The sequence below is a fragment of the Chitinophaga pinensis DSM 2588 genome (genome assembly GCF_000024005.1).
Taxonomy (GTDB): Bacteria; Bacteroidota; Bacteroidia; order Chitinophagales; family Chitinophagaceae; genus Chitinophaga; species Chitinophaga pinensis.
Window position 1 is genome coordinate 4,777,155 of the sequence record NC_013132.1, and the last position, 24,268, is coordinate 4,801,422.

Consider the following 24,268-nt stretch of genomic DNA (forward strand, 5'->3'; position numbering starts at 1 on the left):
CTGATCCACATTATGAGAATGCTGTTTATTGCTATGTTATGTATGCAGTTGTTGGTAATCCCCGGCACTGCACAACAGAAATCCTATCAATTTGGTAAGGCGGGTATATCCAGGCAGGTACTGGAAAACTATCTTGACCGGGCTATTACGATGGTCTATCTGCTGATACCGGATCGTCCGGAAGGCAGGCGTCCGTATTCTTATCATGCAGATGATGTGCGTATGGTGAAAGATATCGGCGCTAAGATTATCGGACGGGCTATTTATCGCTGGGGAGGTGAAAGTTTGCTGAATAAAGCGGCTTTCTGGGATACGGCGCGTACGATCGTGCAGCGTTTACATGCCAGTGATCCGGAGATAGTTTTTCAGGGTTGTTTATTCGAGATTGTTACGGAGGAAGTAAATGAGGTGCCTGTGCCGGCCTGGGTGTTTAAAGACTATGGTTTGCCGGTGGAGTCGCGTAACTTTTCTTATAAGGCGATGTTGAACAAAGGGGGCAAGTTTGTGGATCACTGGCGGAAAGGGAGTAGTGTGCCGGATATCAGCGAACGCGAGACGCAATTATGGTTTTACTTCCTGGCTTGCTCTTATATGAATATTGGCTGTGAGGCATTTCACCTGGGGCAGATAGAACTGATTGGTATGAATGATCCGGGAAAAAAGGCATGGGCGGGACTTATTCATAAGATTCGCGGCTATGCGGAGAAACATGCCCGCAGGCATTGGGTAATACTGGATGCACATGTGCCATATGGGGGTATGTTGTATGAAGGGAAAAGTCTGCTTGATTTTAATTCATTTCCCCTGCGTGTAAAAGAGGTGCCTGAGAAACCGTATGAAGGTATACTGGCGGTTAATTTCCTGGATGGTATTTATAATAAAAGCAAAGGCGGCATTGCGCCCAGCGGCTGGCAATGCGATCATTTACCCTACCTGGTAGAGTTTGATAATTTTGGCAGAGGGAAAGCGCCTGATGTCGCAGATACGACGGATCATTTTGTATGGGGATGGGATGAAATATCCTGGTTTGCTTTGCAGTCGGCGGAGTACCGCAATAGCTGGTTGAGGTATGCTTATCATTGGCTGCAACAGACGGATCCGAACGGACATCTGCAGATGCCTGGCAACAGGATGATTACCTGTCCGAATGAGTCGGAGGGGAGTTACAGGGCGAATATGAAAAGCGCTTCCTGTCCGATTGGTTACGGACAGGAAGCGACGATTAAAATATTATGGGGACTTCCATAAATAAAGTCAGCTTATTGCAGCTTTGGCATGGCGGTCCACCAGTTCATGAGATCAGTGGAAAGCCGTTTTACCAGATCAGGACGGATGCCGCTCATGTCGAGTGATTCTCCCGGATCCAGTTTTACGTTGTATAGTGCTGGTTCGCTACGGTCTGCGTTCATCAGGAATTTCCATTCTCCGGAGCGAACAGCCAGCTGCGGACTTCTATTCCAAGCCAATTCTTTGGGATAGGCGTAGGCGATATTATTACGACCGTATTCCCAGAACATGTCTTTGTTACGGGCAGAGGGACGTCCGGTAAAGACGGCAGAGCGATCAACACCATCGCCGTGATAGTCTTTTGGTAGTTTAATACCTGCCATACCTGCCAGAGTCGGCAACAGGTCTAGTCCGGTGATCATGGAGGTGCTGTCGATACTACCCGGTTTGATATGTCCTGTCCAGTTAATGACAAATGGCATCCGTGTACCGCCGTCGTACAGTGATAATTTGGAACCACGTAAACCCAATGTACGGCTGTTCCGGAAGGTGGGTAGCGGACCATTATCACTGGTAAAAATGACGATGGTATTTTTATCTAGACCGGATCTTTTCAGTTCGGCGAGGAAGCGCCCGATCTGTATATCGTATTCTTTTAAAACTTTTCTCAGTGCGGCTTCTTCTTCTGGTTTCAGGCGGGCGGTATCACCATCTGACCTGCGGGGAACCCAGGGGGTATGTACATCGTCGGGCCAGAGGTTGATAAAGCAGGGTTGGCCGGTATGACTACGGAGGAAGCTCAGTGCTTTATCTACAAAATAGGCCGTGCGGTCCCAGCGTTTGATACTGTCTTTATCAGACCAGATCCAGTTGGTTGCTGTAAGTAGCGGGTCCGGGTCCGGACTCTCATAGGTACTGGCATGTTCATCAAAACCGTATTGTTCAAAGCCTGGAGCGTCTGTTACGTCACGGCCTCCGCCGAGGTGCCATTTACCGAAATGGCCTGTGGCATATCCTGCATTTTTAAAGATGCATGCGATAGAGGGGGCTTTCGGATCCAGGTAATCGGTTTGTTGCGCGGCTTTATTATGTTTTTTGTTGTCCAGGTAGGTGCTGAAGTTCCAGCGGGCAGGATACATCCCTGTGAGGATGCCTGCGCGGGAAGGAGAGCAGATGGGGGCTGCACTGTAATATTGGGTACAGCGCATACCGTTTTTCGCCATATTGTCGACATGGGGAGTAGGCATTACGTTGCCGCCGTAGCAGCTAATATCGCCATATCCCATGTCATCGGTCAGTATGATGACCACGTTGGGCTGAACGGGCTTTTGACAATAAGTCATTTGTACAGTGGCCAACAATAGGGTCATTACATAGAAAAACCTTGCCTTCATCTGATTTGCGTATTTATGATTGCTGTCTGTAAAGAAGCGGTTATCTGCCACCGGGTAACTTATATGGCTGGCATTGTTTATTCCAGGTAAGATATAAAAAGAATGGGGAGTTTTCTTTAATGATTTAAGTCGGGCCAGATTTCTTTGAAATCTTCATCAGCGAGTACAAAGCTGTGTTCGTACTCGTGGTAGTCTGTTGTAAAGACTTTTTTGCATTCGGCTAAGATATCCAGGCATTGTTGTTTATTGCCCAGTTTGAGCGCTACTTTTGCGAGTCCCCGGTATGGCTGGTCGTAATAGCCATTGCCCATTTGTTTGGCCGCGAGCAATTTTTCTTCCGCTTCTTTCAGGATATCGGGCGCCTGGAAATTATACGCCTGTTTGGCGTATTCAAGCAGGTATTTGCCCCAGTAATGCATCAGGGTGAAGTTAGAGTCGTATCTGTAGGTGAAGGCAAATAAAGCCTTCCCTTGCTCAAATAAAGGGATTACTTTCTCAGGGGGCTCTATACGGGCCATTTCCATGAGGACATTGGTGGCATAGACCGGGAAGGTCCAGGCAGCAGGGTTGATTTGTTGTCCCTGAGTAAAGAAAGCCAGGGCTGCGTGATAGAAGGCTAGTCTGGCAGCCGGTTCGGCTATGCGTTCTGCTACATTTTCAAATGCCTGTCCGAGGTAATTCAGCCGTTGTTCGTTTTTTGTTTCATAGTCTTTGAGCTGGGCAAGTAAGGTGATGATTTTTGTGTTCAATAGTGCCTGGTAGTCGGCTGATATATGGTACAGCTGATTTTCCAGCAATCTGCGCAGGGCATTGACATATTCCAGGCAGACAAATGCATCTGTTGCTGCGAAGGCATTGAGTGAGGTTTCTAATGATGTGAGAAAGCGCTGATGCCAGTTATTATTGTTATCAGACTGAAAACTCAGGAGGCGGAAACTGCCATGTAGAAAATAGGTGAGTATCAGTTCGTCGTAACTGGTAAAGGCGGCTTCAAACAGCTGCAGGATATCGGATAAGTCTTTTTCTTTGTAATCCTGTGTGTATTCCATTCTATCCAGCAATGCACCTGCCAGTCTGGCCTGCATCAGCGGCATTGTGTGTTGTTGTAGTCCGGCGGTATATTCATCGATTGCCTGTTGGATGTAGACTAATTTTTCGGCGGGTGCTGTTTGCTGGTCAGATAGATGCTCATATAAGGAAGCACTCATGAGATGATGTGAGGTGTCCGGTTGCACTATTTCCAGCGCCTGAATGAGTGCTGTCAGCATGGTGATAACGGATGCCTGGTCTTCCTGTCTTATTTTTCCTAACTGGAGATCGGTCAGCCAGATGTAAAATACGCTTTCACAGGCGTCGGATAAGTCAGTTTTATGTGTTTGAAGCTGGTCGGGAGGTAATTGTTGGATCAGCTGGATCAATCCGTCTGCATCTTCGTTATCATTCAGTCTGGCAATCTGGTCGTTCAGGGTTTCATTCATCTGTTTCATATTGTTTTCCTGGTTGGCAGGATGTAGGGTTATTATCGGGTGCAAGTAAATTAAAAGAAACGGAGGAGCCAAAGATTGTTTGGAAGAGGCTGCTGGTGGCGGTTTAAGATCTTTGGTACGGAGTGCAGGAATGGTTATCTTTATAGTGGGATTGACAAATATTTAGAAAAATCTGAGATAGGTTTTGGTATTTTCGATTTTTTGTCTACTTTTGCAATCCCAACACGGGAAATGGCTTCGTAGCTCAACTGAATAGAGCATCTGACTACGGATCAGAAGGTTTCTGGTTTGAATCCAGACGAGGTCACAAAAGAAAGCAGACTGTATGTACAGTCTGCTTTCTTGTTTTATAGCGCAGTGCAACCTGATTGTTCATCCCTATTCAGAAAAGGTAACTTCAGGCTATGAACTCCCATCAAAATCAAATTATTTGAAATCAGTTGAGTGACTGAGCGTTTCCCATATCGACATTTCGGCTTGCAGCTGGCTTATTTTAGTTTTTGCCCTATTGAAGGCATCCGAGCCTAAGAATAAGTTTACCGGAGGCTGTTCAGCGTTGATCAGCGCAATAAAGACATCGGCTACTTTTTCAGGGTTACCTAACTGTGCACCGTCAATTGTCTGCATCTTATTGTGGGCTTCCCGCAGATATGCATATTCCTCCATTTTAGTATTGCTAAATGCGATAGAGTCAGGTTTGGCAAAATTTGTTCTGAACCATCCGGGCATGACATTGGTTACATGTATTCCCAGCGGTTTAAGGTCATTGGCTAATGCTTCAGACAATCCGCTAAGCGCAAATTTTGCCGCGGAATACATACTCCAGCCCAGCCCTGGTGAGAAACCTGCAATGGAAGATATATTAATGATAAAACCCGACCGCTGACTTCTAAAGTAAGGGAGGGCTGCTGTAATTACCTTTACCGCAGCAAAGAAATTAACCTCAAAATTTTCTTCAATTTCCTGGTCGGATAGTTCTTCGAGTGCCGCGCCAAGTCCATATCCTGCGTTATTTACAACTACATCTATCACGCCAAAGCGATCTTTTGTGGCGGCGAAGGATTGTGTAACGGAAGCTTTGTTTGTGAGATCGACTTCCAGCGGTAAAAAATTACTATCACCTGCACCGGTCTCTCCGAATCCGGCAGGATTTCTTGATGTAGCGGCTACACGATGCCCCTTGCTTAATAACTGCTTTACTAATGACAATCCAATACCCTTTGATGCTCCTGTAATGTACCAGGTTTTAGTGCTGTTCATCTTATTTTTTTATGCAAAGCTATCCTGCATTTTTTATTCCGGATTGTCGGATAAACACCATTCATTGTCAAATTCAAACTGACCTGAATGCGGTAGGAGTGACCTGCGTTTGTTTTTTGAAGAAATGATTAAAATGAGCAGGATCTTCAAATCCTAATGCAAAGCTGATTTCTGCAATACTCCAGTCTGAATGACGAAGGAGAATTTTTGCTTCGCTTATCAGGCGTTCAAAAATATGTTCAGTGGTAGTTTTGCCTGTCGCTTTTTTGACAGCTCTGTTCAGGTAGTTTGTATGGATAGAAAGGGCATCGGCAAATTTCTGGGGTGATCTTAGTGTAAATCTCTGTGAGGGGGATGCTATAGGAAACTGTCGTTCAAGCAGCTCCTTAAAGACGCGGGCAATCCGGAAGGAGGCATTGCTTCTGATATCCTGCTGTGATGAATTTTCCAGCTTTAATGCAAAAAAGATCAATTCCAGGACGTAGCTCCTGATCAGATCGTATTTATAATCAAATTCAGCATTTAATTCTTCTGACATCTTTATAAACAGGTCAGCTACCTGTTTTGAATGTTCAGCAGATAATGAATATATTGGTTTTGCATCCGCCATAAAAAGTGGGTTATTGCGAACAGGAAATTTTATCGCATCATTAAAAAACTCTTCGCGAAAGACACAGAAGTACCCACTGGTGTTTGTTGATAAAGCATCGTAGGTGTAAGGCACCTGGGGATTAAAAAAAAGTAATGTATTCCCTGAAACAGTCACGCTCTTGTCCGCGAAATGAAATACATTTTCCCCACGGAACAACATGATTTTATAAAAATCTCTTCTCACGAATGAAGGGGATGAAGTTCCGGAAAGTATCCGGTCTTCAATAGAAAAAACATTAAAACTGTTATAAACAGGCGCTGTTGAGATATCTTCAGCGTTGAATTTATGTTGATAGAATTGTCCCAAGCTTTCCGACCGGCTTTTCATAATATAAAGTTATTCAGGATGTAATCATATTTACCCATATAACAAATATCTAAAAAGAAGATCAAAGGGCCGTCTGAAAAAATAATTTTACGCATCAATACAAAAAACCGGACAAGGTGCATTGACCCTGCCCGGCGATCTTAATGACAAATTTCCTCTCTTATTCTATCACCACTTTCTTTCTGCTATCGCCCACTTCGATAACATAGATGCCTTTAGGCCATCCGGATACGTTTACCTGTACCTGGTCAGCACCATTTACTTTAGACTGATAAACAACTCTGCCATTGATGCTGTAGGCTTTTACTACTGCCAGTGGCGCTGCACCTTTCGTTTGTACAGTCAGTACATTTGAAGCAGGGTTTGGCCAGATATTTACGGCAAATAAAGCCGGTTTTGCAGTTACTGCTTTCGTCTGACTGATAGCGGCAATGCTTTGTCTGCCGGCAGCCGGAGCAGTATATACTTCAAATTCCCAGATAGAATAACCATATGGCGTACCACGTTTAACACCATGCATTCTTACATAACGGGCGTTAACAGCAGGGAAGCTGATAGCAGCAGTTCCAGCTGCGCCGTCTGTCACTTCTTTCTGTACAGACCAGTTACTGTTATCCAGGGAGGTTTCTATGCGATAAGCACTTGCAAATGCGTTTTCCCATTTGAGCACCACCTTTGAGACGCTTTGTACGGCGCCCAGGTCAACGGAGATCCATTCGCTGTCTGTATAAGCGGAAGACCAGCGGGTGGTAGTTGCATCGCTATCAAAAGCTTTGATCGCGGAGAAGTCAGTTTCAGGTTCTATAGAAGACGCGCTGACAGTTTTATTAACCGCGATGTTGTCGGACTGCAATGTGAAGTTGAGCCAGTTGATGTTGAATTCAGCGGCATCCACTACGAGGCGTAATACTTTGGTACCGGTAGTGAGGGCAGGCGTCGTCACATTAACGGTGGTCCATGTCTGCCAGTCGCCTGTATCAGGAATAGCAATCGGACCGGAGATGTTTTGTCCGTCGAGTTCTACATGGAATGATTTGCCGGCAGCATTTGTGGCTACCCGGGCCTGTAGGGTGTATACACCAGCCGTGTTTACATTTACAGTGTATTCAAACCATTCACCGTTCTGCACATAACTGAGGTTGTAACCACCTTCGTTACATGTTTCGATGTCCACTGCTTCGGCGGTGCGATACTGGCCACCCTGATTAGCAGGCGTGAGGTCATGATATGCAACGCCTTCTCCGCCATTGTCATAGTTTTCGGCTTCTATTTTACCAGGAATGGCCCAGTTAGAACCACCATATGGCGTCTGAGATGCAGCAGCGTTACCATATACTTCCAGTTCATAGATAGAATAACCGTAGGCAGTTGCTCTGGCTGTACCGTTGATACGTACGTAACGGCCTGTACCTGCGAGTCCGGTTACATCGTTTACCAGTGTGGTATTACCGGTTATTGATTTCAGCGGAGACCAGTTGATAGAATCAGCAGAGATCTGGATATCGTAGGCGCTGGCATAAGCCGCTTCCCAGGTGATCTTCACCCTGTTAACGTTGTAGGTGGCGCCCAGGTCTACATATAACCATTGCGGATCGGAGAAAACGGAAGACCAGCGGGTGCTGTAATTACCGTCTGTCGCATTAGTGCCTGCAGTGCTGGTAGTAGTGTTGGCTTCAGTAGAAGATACCACCACGCGTTTGTTAGAAGCCAGGTTTTGTGGAACCGGGTTGACATCACCTTTACAGATGGTACCGAGTGTATTGTAGATCGCGTTGATATCACCATATTCAGATGCGATATCCCAGATCATGATACCACCGCCGGTTGTTTTCGCCATATTGGCTTTTCTGACATGTTCTGCGCTGTTATTGTCGCTGCTGTAGAAAGGCACGCCCAGCATTCTTTTGTTCTGCGGCACGCCACGGGAGGTCCAGTAAGACATTGCGCTGCTGGCCAGTGCATCGTTACCGTAACACATGATGTTGACGAGGTCCAGCATGGTGACGTTGTCATAGTTGTTACCGTTGTTGTTACCGCTTTCTGATACAGCGGCGGTAAACAGTTTGCCCATGCTATGCAGGCGGTTACCCAATGGAACTGCAACGGCATTCCACCTGGTTTTAGAGGTCGGGTATTCCCAATCCAGATCGATACCATCCAGGTTATAGGTGGTGACCATGTTGGCACATGCGTTAACGAAATTGTTGATCGCAGTGGTATTTGTTGAAATGGCCTCGAAGGGCGTGTTGGATGGTGAGGAGGTCAGCCAGCCACCAACGGATAATAATACTTTTACGTTTGCTGCGTGTCCACGGCTGACGAGGTCTCTCAATGCGGAGGCATTGTCAACGGAGGACATATTTCCGTTCCCGTCGGGAATGGAAAAGGCGTAACAAATGTGCGTGTACTTGCTGTAGTCAATTTTCGAAGGACTATTGATATAATAGTTCCCACCGGCTACCCAGGAGGGGTAATAGCCTACTACATTGTAGCAGGACTGCTGTGCAAACGTTTTCATCGAAAACATTGCGAAAGCTGCAAGAAACAGGAGTTTCATTTTTTGCATAGTCAAACTGTTGTTTAAATGATTATATGAAGGAAATCTTCCGGATGGATATGGCTATTGCTGGTTGGGACAGGCAATAACTATCAGGCTCCCGGAAAGTGCTCAGGGAGGATTTTGTAATGGAATCTGTAGCTGTACGATAATATGGTACAGGTGCTGCTACGTGGCGGTTGTAAATTGATGGCTTTTCAAATCGGTTATTTTGAGTATAAAAAAATGTAATGGAATAAAGTCGGTATTAATGGCTGCAACACGGATCGGTCAAGGGAACTGACAAGGCTTTAGTCTTTATTTATCTGTGCTTATCCTACGTTCATCTTACGTTCATGAACGTAGGATGAACGTAGGATAATGAATATCAAATGAAGATCAGATAAAGGTTAAAGGATACTTTACAGCATATGGCATACTTCAACGAAGTATGAAATTATATCAAATCGCAGTATTTGCAATAGGAATTTATTTAATATGGATAGGGGTAAATGGTAAAAAGATGATTATCAGTGAAGAGGGATAGGGATTGCGGTATTTATACTCAAAAAAAAGCCGGTAAGAAACTTACCGGCTATAAGATTTACTAGCTAAATAAAACTGAGGTTAACAATACAATGGCCCGATGAAAAATCATTATTCATTATAATGGCTTTTTCGAGGGGAATAGAGTTTTCAAGGAATTATATGTACATCATGGGAATAAACTTATTGAACATGCAGGATACCGTCCTTACTGGGCACTTCTTTGAGATCATGCGGCAGTTGATCTACGAACTCACTTTCCTTTTCACTACGCACAATGTTGATGCGGCCCATGCCTTTTGGAAATGCTCTGTCGATGGACAGTTTTTTACCGTAGTAAATCTCGAAGGCGCTTTCCACCTCCTGTTTACTCGCGTTAGGAAAGAAAACAACGTTTTTCTTCCAGGCGGTGACTACGTTGACATCAAATGCGGCTACCCGGTATTGACCTTGTATATAGGTCGCTTTTTGTCCTTCGGTGAGGATGGTAGTGGCGCCCTGGTTGTCGACTTTCACCCGTCCTTCTACGACAGCGATGCTGGGCGTTTCGTTATCGTAAGTACGGACGTTAAATGCGGTGCCTAAAACTTCTACTTTGCCGGTTGGGTAACTCACAATGAATGGGTGGCCGGCGCGGGAAGCGATATCGCAATATGCTTCACCACTGATAAATACTTTTCTTTCATTTTCGGCAAATCGTTTCGGCAACCTGATAGTGGATCCTGCATTAGCGACAATACTGCTGCCGTCGGCCAGAGTAATACTGAGCGTTTTTCTACGGCCTACCTGTATGGCTGCATTGGATCTGGTGAACAGTTTTTCCGGGGTGCTCAGCCGGGTATTATTACTGTAGAGTTGTCCATCTTCGTTGATATTCAGTTCTCCGTCTTTAACGGACATCCATTGGTTACCATCAAAGAGATAGGTATTTTCGTCGTTTTCCTGTCTGGCCAGTTCGGGAATCTTACCGAGATAAGACTCATATCCTTTTGTTGCGAGCAGGAAGATACCTAGTAGGCTGGCAGCTGCGATTAACGGGAAGCGAAGGCCGACCAGTATGCTTCTGCGTTTATACACTTTACCGGCATTAGCCAGCGCAATAATATGCCGGACAGACTCTTCCATCTCTTCATTTGTCTTTCTATGAAGTCCGCCCAGTTGCCCGTACAATTTATCGGATAGTACCTGTATGGCAGGATCATTGTCCCTGAGTTCATTCAGGTGCGCCTGCTCTTCAGGTGTGATAGCCTGTGCTATCTCTGCTATTATGAGGGTTTCAATTTCCAGGGGCATATTTTCCATGGTTGTGTATTTAAAAGACAGAACTAAAAATGAAAAATGATCAAGAAACCCGATTATTTTTTAAATATTTTTCTCAGTGCTTTGCCAGACCTGACGATGACGCCCCTTAAAGTGGGCAGCGAGATGTTTAATTCGTCCGCCACTTCCTGTTGTTTACGTCCTTCGAGGTAGACCTGCTTCATTATATTTGAATCGGCGGCGGGCAGGTATTTATCCAATGCCAGAACAACTTCATTTGAGAGCGAATCTTTGTGTGCCGACGGATCGTCAAAAGGGGGTGCAGCCCGGGAGTATCTTTGTTCCCGGTTATAATCTGTTTTTCTTTTATTGAGTTTATTATTGGCGCGGTTAATGGCTGCTCTTAGCAGGTAGCCCCGGCAATCTGTATGAACGTTTATCTGCTCTTTTTTTATCCAGTATTCGGCAAAGACATCCTGCACGATATCGTCAGCCTCACCAGGATCCCCGAACATATAGGAAATCTTGAGCGCGATAAACCGCTGGTATTTTTTATAAAGTGTGCCAAATGCCTTTTCGCTGCCATTTTTTATGGCTAACAGCAATTCGGCATCCTCGATATTCTCCATAGATGTCATATGGTTTAGTGAGTACTAGTAAACACACCATTACTGGAGTTTACCCGTTTTTTATTAAAAGAGGTAACAGAAAGGTCAGCATGAGGGGGGAGAGATCCATACAGCCCTCAAATTGGCATTTCGATTTATCTTTCGAAAAGTCCCGGCAGTACGCTCATATTTCATTCTGATCGTTATTTCCCAACGTGTACTAAACATTTTTCTTCTACTTGTTTTGGATGCTAGTAATATAAATTTAGGGGTTCCATAGGAAGTAACAAATGGTTACTTTAGAGGGGACAGTTTTGATATTAAGACAAAACCAAAATCCCATTTCGATCAAAAAAATAATTTTTTTATCAGACTAAAGAATACACGTTAAATTTGATACTACAATTGTAAGCAGTACTAACCTATAAGCGGGGAACACTGTGAAGAGAATCATAATATATGAACCATTAGAGGTCAACAACCGATTGCAACCCCAGCGCTTCTTTTTTATCAAAGTACATCATCGAATCACTGCTATAGTTATGTCTTAAATCATGGGGAATTTTTTTTGAATGAAGGAATTTTATGTACGTCATATGCGACTTCAGGAGAAATATGCCAGCATCCTATATCTGTTGCTGCTTTTTTCGTCATTGTTGCTTACTGAAGGCGTTCGTGCACAGCATAGCTCTATGCTGGACGGTAAGTTTGTGTCTGTCACTATCAGGCGGCAGCCACTGTCAGCTATTTTGGACACATTACAGGCAAAGACGGGTGTTTTATTGAATAGTTCTCTCAACGGGGAAGAGATATATAGTATAGATGTAAATAATAAATCACTGCGCTTTACCCTGGAAAAGCTATTTCGGAAAAAACAGGTAAAGGTGCAGGAGCTGGTAAACCTTAATATGGTCAAGATCCAGCCGCGCGAGACGGCAGATAAAATGGACAAAAATGCTGATACCGGTAAGTCTTTATCACCGGATGTACCCGTTAACGTTTTACATTATCGTATAACGGGCCAGGTGATTGACGAGGATGGCCTTCCACTACCGGGCGCTAGTATTCAGGTGAAAGGAAAAAAAGAAGGGGCGGGTTCAGATACCGCAGGAAACTTCACTTTCCTCTCCACAGCAGCGAAGCCGCATGTAATGGTCACTTTTATGGGATATGAGGGACAGGAGCGTCAGCTGCAGACCGGTCAGAAAGAAGTAATTATTCTCAGACAGGCGGATAACAGCCTGGATGGGGTAACGGTAGTAGGGTATATGGATAACTCAAACAGGTACTCTTCCGGTTCCGTATCCAAGGTAACGGCGAAGGACATTGAAGGCAGTGTCACCGGCAATCCGCTTTTGTCCATACAGGGACGCATACCCGGTATGGTGATCACACAATCCAGCGGTGTGACCGGCGCTGCCATTAAAGTAAATCTCCGGGGCATCAACTCACTATTCAACGGGTCTGATCCTTTATATATTGTGAACGGTACACAGTTGCCCGGTTATGGGGAGCAGATCAATCAGCTGCCTTCCATTGCCTCCCAGAATGAGGATGGCGGTATAAGTCCGTTTACCATCTTCGGGCTATATGATATTGAATCCATGTATATCCTGAAAGATGCGGTCGCGACTGCTGCCTATGGTAGCAGAGGAGCTAACGGCGTGGTGATTATTAATACGAAAAAAGGAGAAAAAGGGAAGCTGAAAGTCACGGTGGATTATATGTACGGCCTCAACAGCGTCTCCCGCAAATTATCCCTGCTGAATACGCAACAGTACATCAGTATGCGGAAGGAGGCATTCCGGAATGATACAATTGATCCTAATAGTATGCCCGGAACGCCTGGTTATGCGCCGGATCTTACCTTGTGGGATACGACCCGGTATACAGACTGGCAGAAAATGCTGAGAGGCAGACTGGCCGGCATGAATGACCTGAACATCAGCATCTCCGGTGGCACCAAGTATACAAGATTGTTACTGAGTACGGGTATCTACCGGGAAGGGACCGTTTATTCGAAAGATATGTCCTATCTGCGTAGTACCATCAATCTGGCGGCAGATCATCAGTCTAAAGACGGGCGGTTTAAACTGGGCGTATATGCGAACTATTCCGTAGATAACAACCAATTGTTCAGTCCAACGTCTTCGGGAGAAACGTTAGCGCCGAATGCGCCAAAGCCTTATGATGCGCATCATAACCTGGTGTGGCAGGAAGGCGGAGAGTCTTTTGCCAATCCCATGGCGGAAAGACTGAAGCGCTATTCCATGGTCAAGAATAACCTGATCGTGAATGTGACACCTTCTTACGAGATCCTGCCTGATCTGCGCCTGAAAGCCAATATCGGTCTGACAGGCGTCAACGTATACGAAAACAGCTTATTACCTATCGCGTCCCAGAATCCCTACACCGATAGTACGGTTACCGGTAGCGCTTCTTTTGCTACCGGTAAGTATAAAAGTCTGATGTTCGACCCTGTACTGGAGTTTAAAAAGCATCTCAAACAGGGCGATTTTACTTTATTGAGTGGTTATTCATTTCAACATGCGACCTCTGATATTTCGTCCGTTACCGGATATGGATATACCGATGATGTATACCTCCGTTTTCTTGACCGGGCGCCGCTAAAGAACAATAATTTTACGCCGGAATCGAGTCAGTACAGGTATGGCGCTTTCTTTACGCAGTTCAACTATAAATACAATCAGACCTATATTCTTGATATGACTTTCCGCCGGGATGGTAGTAGTAAGTTCAGTCCGGAGCGCCGTTTTGGTAATTTCTGGGCAACCGGCGTCGCATGGATCTTTTCAAAAGAAAAGTTCTTTCAGCCGCTGAACAGTTTTGTGCGCTATGGTAAACTACGCAGTAGTATTGGTGTCACCGGTAATGATAAAATTGAAAACTATAAGTATCTTGATACCTGGTCGCCTGTATCCGGCGGACCTTACCAGGGTACATCCGGACTCAGACCCGATGCATTGTATAATCCTGCCTATTCCTGGGAAACCTGCCGTAAAATAGAATTCGGACTGGACCTGGAGTTTACACCGGTGGATATGTATATGTCGCTGGTGTATTTTACCAACCGCAGCTCCAATCAGCTGGTGAGGTATAATCTGCCTTCACAGACAGGTTTTAGCGATATTCTGAAGAATATAGATGCTGCTATCCGAAACAGTGGCTGGGAGTTTACGTTCGATGCCACAATTGTCAAAAGCGGCGATTTTAAGCTGTTTACAGGCGTTAATCTGACCGTGCCGAGAAGTAGGCTACTCCGCTTTGAAAAGTTGTCTACATCTGCTTATTATGGCTCTTACGTGATTGGTAAGTCAGTGAAGGTGCTCAATAAATTACATGTAGATGGGGTAGATCCTGCAACAGGTCTTTTTATCATTCAGGACAGGGACGGCGCCAATGGCTACACTGTCAATGATTACCAGGTAATAGGTCATCTGGATCCTTACTGGTTCGGCGGATTTCGCCTGGGGGTGAGCTGGAAGGCATTTGAACTGAACCTGCTGGGCGATTTCAGAAAACAGATGGCTCCCAACTATCTGTATGCGACTTATATCAGAAATGCGCTTCCAGGAGCGGCGGTTAATCAAGCTACAGAAGTACTTGACCGCTGGAGTCAATATGGCGATAATGCTATTTACCCGAGATTTTCCACGATGTCCGGCGGAGATGTATATAGCGATCGTACCCGTATTATTAACTCTGACAAGGCGTATTCAGACGCCACTTTCATGAAACTGAGAAACGTTTACATCTATTATACATTGCCTGCTCGTTTGTTTTCAAAGTTAAAACTGGAGAATATCAGGATCTATTGCAAGGCACAGCATCTATTCACTATTACGCGGTATAAGGCGGGTGATCCTGAAACTGCGAGTCCGTTTGCGCTGCCTCCGCTAAGAACGGTGGCGATGGGCGTAAGGGCGTCTTTTTAATACCTGGTCATATGAAAAGAACAGTCATTAAAAGCATTACAGCGAAATACTTTTTATATATATTCTTAGCGGCTGTTTGTGTGACAGCCTGCTCAAAAATGCTGGACGTACCCGTACCTGATAACAAGACGATCGGGAAACAGGTATTTGCTAATAAGGATTCTGCGGCGGCAGCGGTATCCGGTATTTATTCAGTACTTTCCTTGTCTACGAATCTGATATCCGGCGCTACCAGCGTTTATACAGGGGTGTATTGTGATGAACTGGTCTATACGGCCGCACAACCTTCCATCGTTGAATTCTATAACGCAGCCCTGTCTGCAGATAATACCACCGTCCGGGAGTTTTTCTGGAACGCGGCTTACCGCTATATCTACAGTGTGAATGCCTGTATAGAAGGCTTGGAGGGCAGTAAAGATATACCTGCTGCGCTGAAGAATCAGTTGCTGGGAGAGTGTCACTTCCTCCGGGCACTGATCTACTTCCATCTGACCAATTGTTTTGGCGCCGTTCCTCTTGTGAAACTGACATCCTACCTGGAAAACGAACGGATGCCCAGGACGCCCGTCACCACCGTAGAAGGTTTTATAGAAAGCGAGCTGGTTACTGCCAAAACATTGTTGGCTACGGCATATCCATCGACAGACAGGGCCCGGGCTAATAAGTGGTCGGCAGGCGCATTGCTGGCAACCTATTACCTGCACAGGAAACAATGGGCTGCGGCAGAGCGGGAAGCGACAGATGTGATCAACGCGGGTTATTACAGACTGGAACCCTTGAATAATGTATTCCTGGCAGTTAGTAATGAAGCTATTTTCCAGTTACAGCCGGTATTGACAGGATATAATACCATGGAGGGAAACTGGTTGATCCCTGCGGGAGCTGCCCGGCCAAGTTTTGCATTGACGGATTCGCTGCTGGCTGCATTTGAACCGGGTGATAAACGGCTGACAGAATGGGTGCGAAGCAAAACAGTATCAGGGAGAGCTTATTATTATCCTTTTAAGTATAGAAAAAGGAGTGATTTTTCACCTGGGTTTGTTCCGACAGAATATACGACGGTGTTGAGACTTGCAGAAATGTATCTTTTAAGGGCAGAATGTCGTTTAGCATTGGGACAACTACCTGGCGCAATAGAAGACATCGATATGGTACGCAGAAGGGCGGAATTGCCATTGATTGAACAGACTGACCCCGAGATTACAGCGGAAGAACTTTCAATAAAGATCATGCATGAGCGAAGAATAGAGCTGTTTGGTGAATGGGGGCATCGCTGGTATGATCTCAGGAGAAGCGGAAAGGTAAATGAGGTGATGAAGGCTATAAAAACACGTTGGCAGGATACAGATACACTATGGCCCATTCCTGCTTCGCAGATATTGCTTAATCCGGCATTGGAACAAAATCCGGGATATAAGTGAGTTGGGAGCTTGTGGAGATGGAATGAAAGATTGCCCGATACAAATGTTAGCTTGTACCGCAAATACAGTCTTCCAGAACGCTAAGCGGATAACCCAGTGATTGTATCCTATTTTACTAGCAGATACATCACTGGAATATCCTAACGCCCAGCATAATAAAACAAAGCAAAAAAGCATTTCAGGAGCAACAAAGTCTTTTCACAACGCAACTATTGGTAGCTGCATCATGTATACATCAACTGTTATAAGTATTTAAGAGAGATCCAGGTACATCAGGGGATGATCAGCTCCCTGATGTATGAAAATGATTAAAGCAAACTCAAGGTAAATATCCGTTTGTATGGATATAAACATTGTCCTGTGCTCTGAGACAAATGTCTATGGACGAAGCGCAGTAGAGGTCTGCTACTGATTTTGGTACATTGACCAATACCAGGTCGTCATTCCAGTCAATCCAGTTGCGATTTACTTCCACGGCGGAGGAAGCAACAGGTTTTCCGGTAGTACCAATAGCGGTGCCTGCACCTGCCAGTACAGCTGTGAGTGCAAATAAGAGCTTGATTCTTTTCATAAGAAGTAATTGACGATTTTTTAAGAGGAATGTTTCAGGAAAAAAAAGTGTGACTTACTGCAAAAAAGCTAATGATAGACTAAAACATATTGCTGTTTTTAACCGGCTCTGGGTGGACATGACCCTACCGGGGCCTTGCCGGCGGCAAGACAAAGCGTAGATTGTCCCATAAGTGTGAATTTTAAATCTGTAGATTTATTTAGCTAGATGTACGTTCTGTTGTAATGAATTGTAATGATTCTGCACGTCGTTCGAGATAGATGCCAAGAAATCCGATAGCCACAAAGAATAAGTTGAATAACAGGTGCTGTGTCCACGATAGTTTAGATATCGCGCCACCACAACTACAGGGAATCTTCCCATAGTAACGGAACTGTACCAGTATAATATAACCGGTGAAACAGATCATTAAGGAAGTCGACAGATAAAGCCCTAGTTTACGAAAGGCAGTTGTTACCATCATAAATGAGAATAGTATTTCTGCTGCCGGAATTGCCCACGTCAGAAATCTGCCATATGCGTCCGAGAACGGCTGACGTTGCATCTGCACCACAAAAACCTGGTACGTCATTAATTTGGAAACTGCAGCATAAAGAAACATGCTCGTAAACAGAAAATAGCACGCAAGCAAAATAATGTCCCTGGCTTTCATAGCGTAGGTATTGTTACATGTCCGGAAGTATGAGTTGTTTAAATACCTAATTGATAGCCTGATCTTAGCTAAATAAAATAGAACAGTCCCCTGACTTAATTTTTCCTGATAAAGTTCAATGCTTTTTGCGAATGCATAATACAAAAAGTCTAATCGGCAGTTGTTAATGAATAGTTAAATAAGAAAAAAAGTCTGCTTAACACTTATTCAGTAATTTTTTTGGTGAAAAAGACTGCATGGTCTAAATTTGTTCGATAGAATTAAATCTATCGATATGTTGATATACAGCATTCCTGCTGTTTTTTTAGGGTATAATAAAAGACCAGATAGTCTATTATAAGCCTGAATAACAAGCAGTAAAGCCAGGGTTTTGGTCTGCCGCCAATACCACGGCAATAAAAGCGATGCTAATAAAGACAGTGTGTTTTTTGGATTGCCGATTGTAGTTTCATGGGCTCCGGTTCTGGCCGGAGCTCATTCAATAGCCCGCCGGATGCAGAATTTAGAACTATCAAAGAAGGAGAAAGTGGCTGTACTGCTGACCAGTCTGGGCACGGGTATGAAAACGCCGCTGACTTACATAGACGCACAACACTATGTACAACATAACCAGCGCATAGGGAAAGGTTTACAAGGGTTTAAACACTACCTGAAAGAATGGCCCAGGAATGCTTTTGTTCGTATCGTCAGACTTATGGAAGACGGCGATTTTGTATTTGCACATGTGGAGTATCATTTTGAAATATTGATGATCGGATTTAGTGTTTTCAGATTCGAAAATGACAGAATAGTAGAGCATTGGGATAATCTGCAGATATCTTCCGGCGAAGATAGTATAAGGCCGTCACACGCCCGTTCCATAAATATCACAGAACATCAGCGAACCGTACAAAATAAACAGCTGGCCAAATGTACAGTGGAAGATGTGCTGGTGAAGAAAGGAGATACTACTATTTGCTCCCGCTATTTAGCCGAACAGGTGAAGTTTCAGCATTACTCCTGTGCCTGGATACAGGATCAGACGACACCGCCAGCCATTCAATACAATAAGATACACCGGGTATTAGGCGAAGGGAACTTCGCACTTGTTGTCAGCGAAGGCAGACAATCAGATTATGCCGCGGCCTTCTATGACCTCTTTAGGATAGAAAACGGGAAGGTAGCCGAACATTGGAATACCACCGAAGAGATTGTTCCAATGGGCGCCTCATAACACAACAACAATAAAACCGGCCATTTATATGCAATCAGCCGCCCCTTATAAAGGACGGCTGTGCTGTTTGTATCCCCGTATCCTAAGTTAATGCAGTAGTAAAAAGCTGCGTATACCCTGAAGCACCATTCCCGGAAAGATCCCCAGCCAGCAAAGTGCGCCAGCCAATACTACCAGTGCCGCATACGTAGAGAAATAGAAGAAAGGATGTCTTGGTCCTGGTATCGTTACGGGTCGGTCAGCAGTGGCAAACAGTGTACTGATAATCCGCAGATAGTAGTATAAACCAATAACGCTTGTCAGTACCAGGACTATCAGCAGTGGCCATAAAGACTGTTGCACACCCGCGGATAACACCATAAACTTGGCCAGAAATCCTGCTGTCAGCGGAATACCGGCCAGGGAGAATAAGGCCACCGTCAGGATGGTTCCCAATACAGGTTTACGCCATATCAGTCCCTGGTAGTTCTCAATACGGTCTGCTTCTTCATCACCGGTTGATAACAGCACGATCACGCCGAAGGCGGCCAGTAAAGTGACAGAATAAGCCGCCAGATAGAAAATAGTGGCCTCTGTGCCAGCCTTGCTACCGGGTAAAAAAGCCACCAGCAGATAACCGAAATGCGCAATAGAAGAATAGGCCAGCAGTCTTTTCAGATTCTGCTGCCGTAAAGCCAGTACATTCCCCATGATCATGGATGCAACAGCGATCACAGAAAACACTGTTATCATCAATGGATACTCATGCAGGTTCACCGTTTGCGCAAAACGCAGCAATACAGCAAAGGCTCCGATCTTTGACGTGGTGGCAATAAAGGCAGTAACAGGAGAAGGTGCTCCCTGGTAGACATCTGCTATCCAGAGATGAAAGGGAACCAATCCGAGTTTAAACCCGATGGCCACGATCATTGCTCCTGTACCGAATAAAAACAGCGGAGAGGAGATGCCGTCACTCAGTTTTTCGGCAATACCTGGGAATGTCATGGTGCCTGTTTCCATATAGATCAGCGCCATACCAAACAGGAGGAACGCGGATGACATGGCTGCCAGTACCAGGTATTTCATACCGGCTTCTATGGCATGATTACGGGTGCGCAGATAAGCGATCAGTGCATATAAACTTACACTCAGCAATTCCAGTCCGATGAAGAAGGAAATGAAATGCTGACTGATCGTCAGAATGGCTCCGCCTAATGTGGCCAGGAACAGAAGAATATAGTATTCCTTGGGATTCTCTTCCCGTTCCTCAAAGTAGATATAAGACAGTAAACCCACCACCAGGACGCTGAAAATGATCAGTCCTGTAAACAGGGCGGCTTGTCCGTCTACAATAAACAGCGGTGGTACCAGTCGGGGCAAGGTGTCTTTCACATACCAGGTAGCAAAGACGACGAGGCACATCATCATAAACCCTGTTACCTGAATCACCGTATGACTGGCCCGGAAGGCGATCAGTAGTATGACGACTACCGAGGCGACAGCCAGTACCATGAAAGGCAGCAGCGATAATAATTGCAGTTTATTCATGTAGTAAAGGCTGAAGGGTGAACGATAAATGATGTACCGTATCGATTACCGGTTGCGGATATAAACCCAGCGCTACAATGCTTACGCTTAAGGCAGCCATGATCAGCATCTCCCGGGTACTGAGATCTCTGACCGGATTTGAGACGACAATAGCGCCCATAAACACGCGCTGTAATAAACGTAAGCCGTACAGGGCAGATAGTACCAGTCCGACGGAAGCCAGTACACTAAACAGCACATTCACCGTAAATGTACCCAGCAGTATAAAGAACTCCGCAATGAAGTTGCCTAGCAAAGGCAGTCCGGAAGATGCCATTGTAAACAAGATGGCAGCTCCGCCCATAGCCGGCATGGACGTCCATAAACCGCCCATTTTTGTAATATCCCTGGTATGCAGTCTTTCCTTCAACATACCGGCCATTACGAAGAGCGCGCCGGTACTCAGACCATGTGTCAGCATCTGCATCACAACACCCTGCATGGCGATTTCGCTAAAGGAGAAGATGCCTGTCAGTACAAAGCCCATATGACTGACAGACGTGTACGCGATCAGTCGTTTAATATCTGTCTGTGAGAAGGCCAGGAAAGCTCCATAAATAATACCGATCACACCAAATAGCATGGCCCACCAGGCAATAGCGACAGACGCTTCCGGAAACAGGGGCAATACGAATCTGATAATACCATAAGCCCCCGTCTTTAACAGCAATCCAGCCAGCAACAGACTACCCGCCGTAGGCGCTTCACTATGCGCATCGGGCAACCAGTTGTGAAACGGCACTATGGGTAATTTGATGGTAAACGCGATCATGAAACCAGCCATGATCCACCAGGCGGTATCTCCTTTGAATGTTGTGCGCAGCAGTTCAAAATAGTCAAAAGTGTATTGGCCGGTTTGTTGACCGTGTATGAAATATAATGCCAGGATAGATAACAGCATCAGCAGACTACCCGCCTGCGTAAATAAAAAGAATTTGTAAGCTGCATAACGACGGCGGCTATCTCCCCAGAGAATGATCAGCAGGTACATGGGTATCAGCATCACTTCCCAGCAGAAATAAAACAGGAACAGGTCCATGGCGACAAATACGCCGCTGATGCCTGCCAGTGTCCATAGAAGGTTGAAGTAATAGAAACCTGTTTTTTCCCGGATCTCATTCCAGGAACATAAAACGGCCAGGATGCCTAGGAAAAATGTCAGCAACAGCAGTACCATACCAAAGCCATCCAGCGCCACATGCAGACTCACACCCATAGAAGGTATCCAGTTGATCTGGTAGTTGATAAACCAGGAACTTTTATCTGGGAATTCATGATATAGCCAGCATAAACAGCAGGCCAGTATCATATCTGCGCTGACTGTCAGCAGTGCGATCCACCTGGGATATCCGGAGGATTGTCTCCCCGGGAACCAGCAAAGTAGTCCGCCTGCCAGCAATACAATTATCATCCACAGGAGTATCATCGTAATATTTGTAAAGTGATGATGAATAAGATACCTATCAGCACACCCGCTACATACCAGCGGAGGGAACCATTCTGAGATACGGAAAGGAATTTGTTCAGTTGTATATGGATTGCCGCAATGCCGCTGTAAATTTTGTCTGTCACGTCATTTCTGTTCACCTGCGTGATATAGACAAACGGTCTGACAAACAATATTTCATATAACTGGTCAAATTTCCAGCCAGCATAAAAGAAGTTCCTGACCGCCATTAAGCCTTCCGACTCCTTCCATTCCCTGATTGTGTGCGGATAGAGATAATACAGCATATATCCTGTCATGATGCCCAGGAGGGTGGTAAGTATGGCTAAAGACTGGAAGATAATCTCCTCGGGATGTGCAGGTTTTAGTATAGTTGCCGGTAATACCTGTGTCAGGTGTGGCAAATGGATCCATCCGGCCCCGACGGAGCATATCGCCAGTATCACCAGGGGAATATTCATGGCCCTGGAAGGCAATTTACCGGGCATGATTTGCCTTTCTCCCCAGAATACGACCAATACCAGCCGGGTGGAATAAAAAGCCGTTATAAAGGCTCCTGATAGCCCTGTAATCCATAAGAGGGGGTGACCATCCTGTGCGCTCCAGGCAAACCAGAGTATTTCATCTTTGCTAAAAAAGCCGGCCGTAACAAATGGCACTGCCGCCAGCGCTGCGGCACCGATGACAAAGGTGCGGAAGATCAAAGGCATCTCCTTTCTGAGGCCGCCCATTTTAAAGATGTTATGCTCATGGTGCAGGGTTTCTATGACGGCACCGGCAGCCAGGAATAAGAGGGCCTTGAAAAAGGCATGTGTAAAGAAATGGAAAATGGCAGCGCTCCAGGCGCCTATGCCAAGGGCCAGGAACATGTAGCCGATCTGACTGATCGTTGAATAAGCCAATATTCTTTTAATATCCGTTTGTACCATGGCACTGCAACCAGCCATTAGTAAGGTCAGGGCGCCGATGACGGCGGTAAGGTGCATGGTAAAAGGCGAAAGTTCGAAAATAGTATGCATCCTGGCAATCAGGTATACGCCGGCTGTTACCATCGTAGCGGCATGTATCAACGCACTGACAGGAGAGGGGCCGGCCATGGCATCGGGTAACCAGGTCTGTAGTGGCAGTTGGGCCGATTTACCCATACCGCCCGCCAGTAACAGGAGTGCAATCCAGGTAATCGTTGTATTCCCTGATGTAAAATGTTGTGGCGCGAGTGCCAGTATCTCCCGGATATTAAGGGTGCCAAGTTCTCGGAATAACAGGAACAATCCGATGATCATAGCCGTATCTCCGATACGGGTGATCACAAATGCCTTTCTGGCGGCCATGCAATTGGCTTCACTTTCATACCAGAAGCCGATCAGCAGAAAACTACACAAGCCAACGCCTTCCCAGCCCAGGTATACTAACACCAGGTTATTGGCCATGACCAGTAGTAACATGGAGCAGACAAAGAGGTTCATCGAAGCAAAGAAGCGGGCATAGTCTCTGTCATGTTCCATAAAGGCAATGGAGTAGATATGAATCAGCGCGCCTATAAACGTGATGATACACACAAAGACCAGCGACATCGCATCCAGCTGAAGACCGATATCTGCATGTAACTTTCCGATATTGAACCAGTGCCATAACTGTTGATGATATACACTTTCCAGCGGAGGATATAATAAGAATTGCGCGCCCATTGTGATAGCGATGATCGCTGACATACATATGCTGCCAGCGCCTATTATCGCGGTAACATACCGGGGGAAGTGTGCGCCGCCTGTTATCAGTAACAGAAAACCGATCAGCGGCATAGCAGGAATAAGATACAGATACTGTTGCATGGCTCAGTCTTTTAGTTCTCTCAGATCTTCCACGTCCAGTGTTTTATGCTGATGATGGATCTGTAAGACCATCGCCAGGGCCACAGAGACTTCAGCAGCTGCCATTGCCAGAATGAACAGGTACATGATCTGTCCGTCGGGTTGCTGCCACCTGGATCCGGCAGCTATGAAAGCAAGTCCTGCGGCATTTAACATGATCTCTATCGAGATCAGCATAAAGATGATGTTCTTCCTGGTGAGTACGCCGGCGAGTCCCAGTACAAACAGGATGGCGGCAACAATAAGGACCGTATGTGCAGAGATAGGTGCCATA

At 45.6% G+C, this 24,268-nt stretch carries 17 protein-coding genes and 1 tRNA gene; 5 read left to right on the forward strand and 13 right to left on the reverse strand.

Annotated elements, in window-relative coordinates:
- Window positions 1-12: 12 nt before the first annotated feature.
- Window positions 13-1,248, forward strand: coding sequence for a hypothetical protein (locus CPIN_RS18870; protein ID WP_012791435.1), 1,236 nt, complete (start codon window positions 13-15; stop codon window positions 1,246-1,248).
- A gap of 11 nt (window positions 1,249-1,259) precedes the next feature.
- On the opposite strand, the gene CPIN_RS18875 is transcribed toward CPIN_RS18870, so the two are convergent.
- Entirely contained in the window at window positions 1,260-2,621 is a 1,362-nt protein-coding gene (locus CPIN_RS18875; RefSeq protein ID WP_012791436.1) for a sulfatase-like hydrolase/transferase, read from the reverse strand.
- Window positions 2,622-2,737: 116 nt separating this feature from the next.
- Complete coding sequence (locus CPIN_RS18880; RefSeq protein WP_012791437.1) at window positions 2,738-4,108, reverse strand: hypothetical protein; 1,371 nt, start codon at window positions 4,106-4,108, stop codon at window positions 2,738-2,740.
- A 233-nt stretch (window positions 4,109-4,341) separates the two neighbouring features.
- Here CPIN_RS18880 and CPIN_RS18885 point away from each other — a divergent pair.
- Window positions 4,342-4,415, forward strand: a tRNA-Arg gene (locus tag CPIN_RS18885).
- 119 nt (window positions 4,416-4,534) lie between these two features.
- On the opposite strand, the gene CPIN_RS18890 is transcribed toward CPIN_RS18885, so the two are convergent.
- From CPIN_RS18890 to CPIN_RS18910, 5 genes are all read right to left on the reverse strand, one after another.
- Window positions 4,535-5,368 (reverse strand): SDR family NAD(P)-dependent oxidoreductase, encoded by an 834-nt coding sequence (locus CPIN_RS18890; protein WP_012791438.1) that lies wholly within the window; start codon window positions 5,366-5,368, stop codon window positions 4,535-4,537.
- Between the two features lie 73 nt (window positions 5,369-5,441).
- A complete protein-coding gene (locus CPIN_RS39350) occupies window positions 5,442-5,978 on the reverse strand; it encodes a helix-turn-helix domain-containing protein (protein WP_245552011.1) in 537 nt (178 codons plus the stop codon).
- Between the two features lie 529 nt (window positions 5,979-6,507).
- On the reverse strand, window positions 6,508-8,913 hold the full coding sequence (locus CPIN_RS36790) for a galactose-binding domain-containing protein (RefSeq protein ID WP_012791440.1): 2,406 nt from the start codon (window positions 8,911-8,913) through the stop codon (window positions 6,508-6,510).
- Window positions 8,914-9,612: 699 nt separating this feature from the next.
- On the reverse strand, window positions 9,613-10,731 hold the full coding sequence (locus CPIN_RS18905; protein WP_012791441.1) for a FecR family protein: 1,119 nt from the start codon (window positions 10,729-10,731) through the stop codon (window positions 9,613-9,615).
- 53 nt (window positions 10,732-10,784) lie between these two features.
- Window positions 10,785-11,318 carry an RNA polymerase sigma factor gene (locus tag CPIN_RS18910; RefSeq protein ID WP_012791442.1) on the reverse strand — a complete coding sequence of 178 codons (534 nt, stop codon included), beginning with the start codon at window positions 11,316-11,318 and terminating at the stop codon, window positions 10,785-10,787.
- A 551-nt stretch (window positions 11,319-11,869) separates the two neighbouring features.
- Here CPIN_RS18910 and CPIN_RS18915 point away from each other — a divergent pair.
- Together CPIN_RS18915 and CPIN_RS18920 are read left to right on the forward strand one after the other, a co-directional pair.
- On the forward strand, window positions 11,870-15,253 hold the full coding sequence (locus CPIN_RS18915) for a SusC/RagA family TonB-linked outer membrane protein (RefSeq protein ID WP_012791443.1): 3,384 nt from the start codon (window positions 11,870-11,872) through the stop codon (window positions 15,251-15,253).
- 11 nt (window positions 15,254-15,264) lie between these two features.
- The gene (locus tag CPIN_RS18920; protein WP_012791444.1) at window positions 15,265-16,674 is read left to right on the forward strand and encodes a RagB/SusD family nutrient uptake outer membrane protein; all 1,410 of its coding nucleotides are present in this window, start codon (window positions 15,265-15,267) and stop codon (window positions 16,672-16,674) included.
- Between the two features lie 319 nt (window positions 16,675-16,993).
- Here CPIN_RS18920 and CPIN_RS18925 read toward each other — a convergent pair whose 3' ends face one another.
- On the reverse strand, window positions 16,994-17,245 hold the full coding sequence (locus CPIN_RS18925) for a hypothetical protein (RefSeq protein ID WP_012791445.1): 252 nt from the start codon (window positions 17,243-17,245) through the stop codon (window positions 16,994-16,996).
- A gap of 199 nt (window positions 17,246-17,444) precedes the next feature.
- Window positions 17,445-17,897 carry a MauE/DoxX family redox-associated membrane protein gene (locus CPIN_RS38670; RefSeq protein ID WP_012791446.1) on the reverse strand — a complete coding sequence of 151 codons (453 nt, stop codon included), beginning with the start codon at window positions 17,895-17,897 and terminating at the stop codon, window positions 17,445-17,447.
- Between the two features lie 493 nt (window positions 17,898-18,390).
- Between CPIN_RS38670 and CPIN_RS18935 the strand changes: the two genes are divergently transcribed.
- Window positions 18,391-19,110 (forward strand): nuclear transport factor 2 family protein, encoded by a 720-nt coding sequence (locus CPIN_RS18935; protein ID WP_044221937.1) that lies wholly within the window; start codon window positions 18,391-18,393, stop codon window positions 19,108-19,110.
- 87 nt (window positions 19,111-19,197) lie between these two features.
- Here the strand turns inward: CPIN_RS18935 and CPIN_RS18940 are convergent, their stop codons facing one another.
- The 4 genes from CPIN_RS18940 to nuoK are packed head-to-tail and all read right to left on the reverse strand — an operon-like array spanning window position 19,198 to window position 24,267.
- A complete protein-coding gene (locus CPIN_RS18940; RefSeq protein WP_012791448.1) occupies window positions 19,198-20,637 on the reverse strand; it encodes an NADH-quinone oxidoreductase subunit N in 1,440 nt (479 codons plus the stop codon).
- Window positions 20,630-22,087, reverse strand: coding sequence for a complex I subunit 4 family protein (locus CPIN_RS18945; RefSeq protein ID WP_245552012.1), 1,458 nt, complete (start codon window positions 22,085-22,087; stop codon window positions 20,630-20,632). The genes CPIN_RS18940 and CPIN_RS18945 overlap by 8 nt, the downstream gene beginning before the upstream one ends.
- 11 nt (window positions 22,088-22,098) lie before the next feature.
- Window positions 22,099-23,955 (reverse strand): NADH-quinone oxidoreductase subunit L, encoded by a 1,857-nt coding sequence (gene nuoL / locus CPIN_RS18950; RefSeq protein ID WP_012791450.1) that lies wholly within the window; start codon window positions 23,953-23,955, stop codon window positions 22,099-22,101.
- Window positions 23,956-23,958: 3 nt separating this feature from the next.
- Window positions 23,959-24,267: an NADH-quinone oxidoreductase subunit NuoK gene (gene nuoK / locus CPIN_RS18955; RefSeq protein WP_012791451.1), complete on the reverse strand. Its 309-nt coding sequence runs from the start codon at window positions 24,265-24,267 to the stop codon at window positions 23,959-23,961.
- Window position 24,268 lies beyond the last annotated feature (1 nt).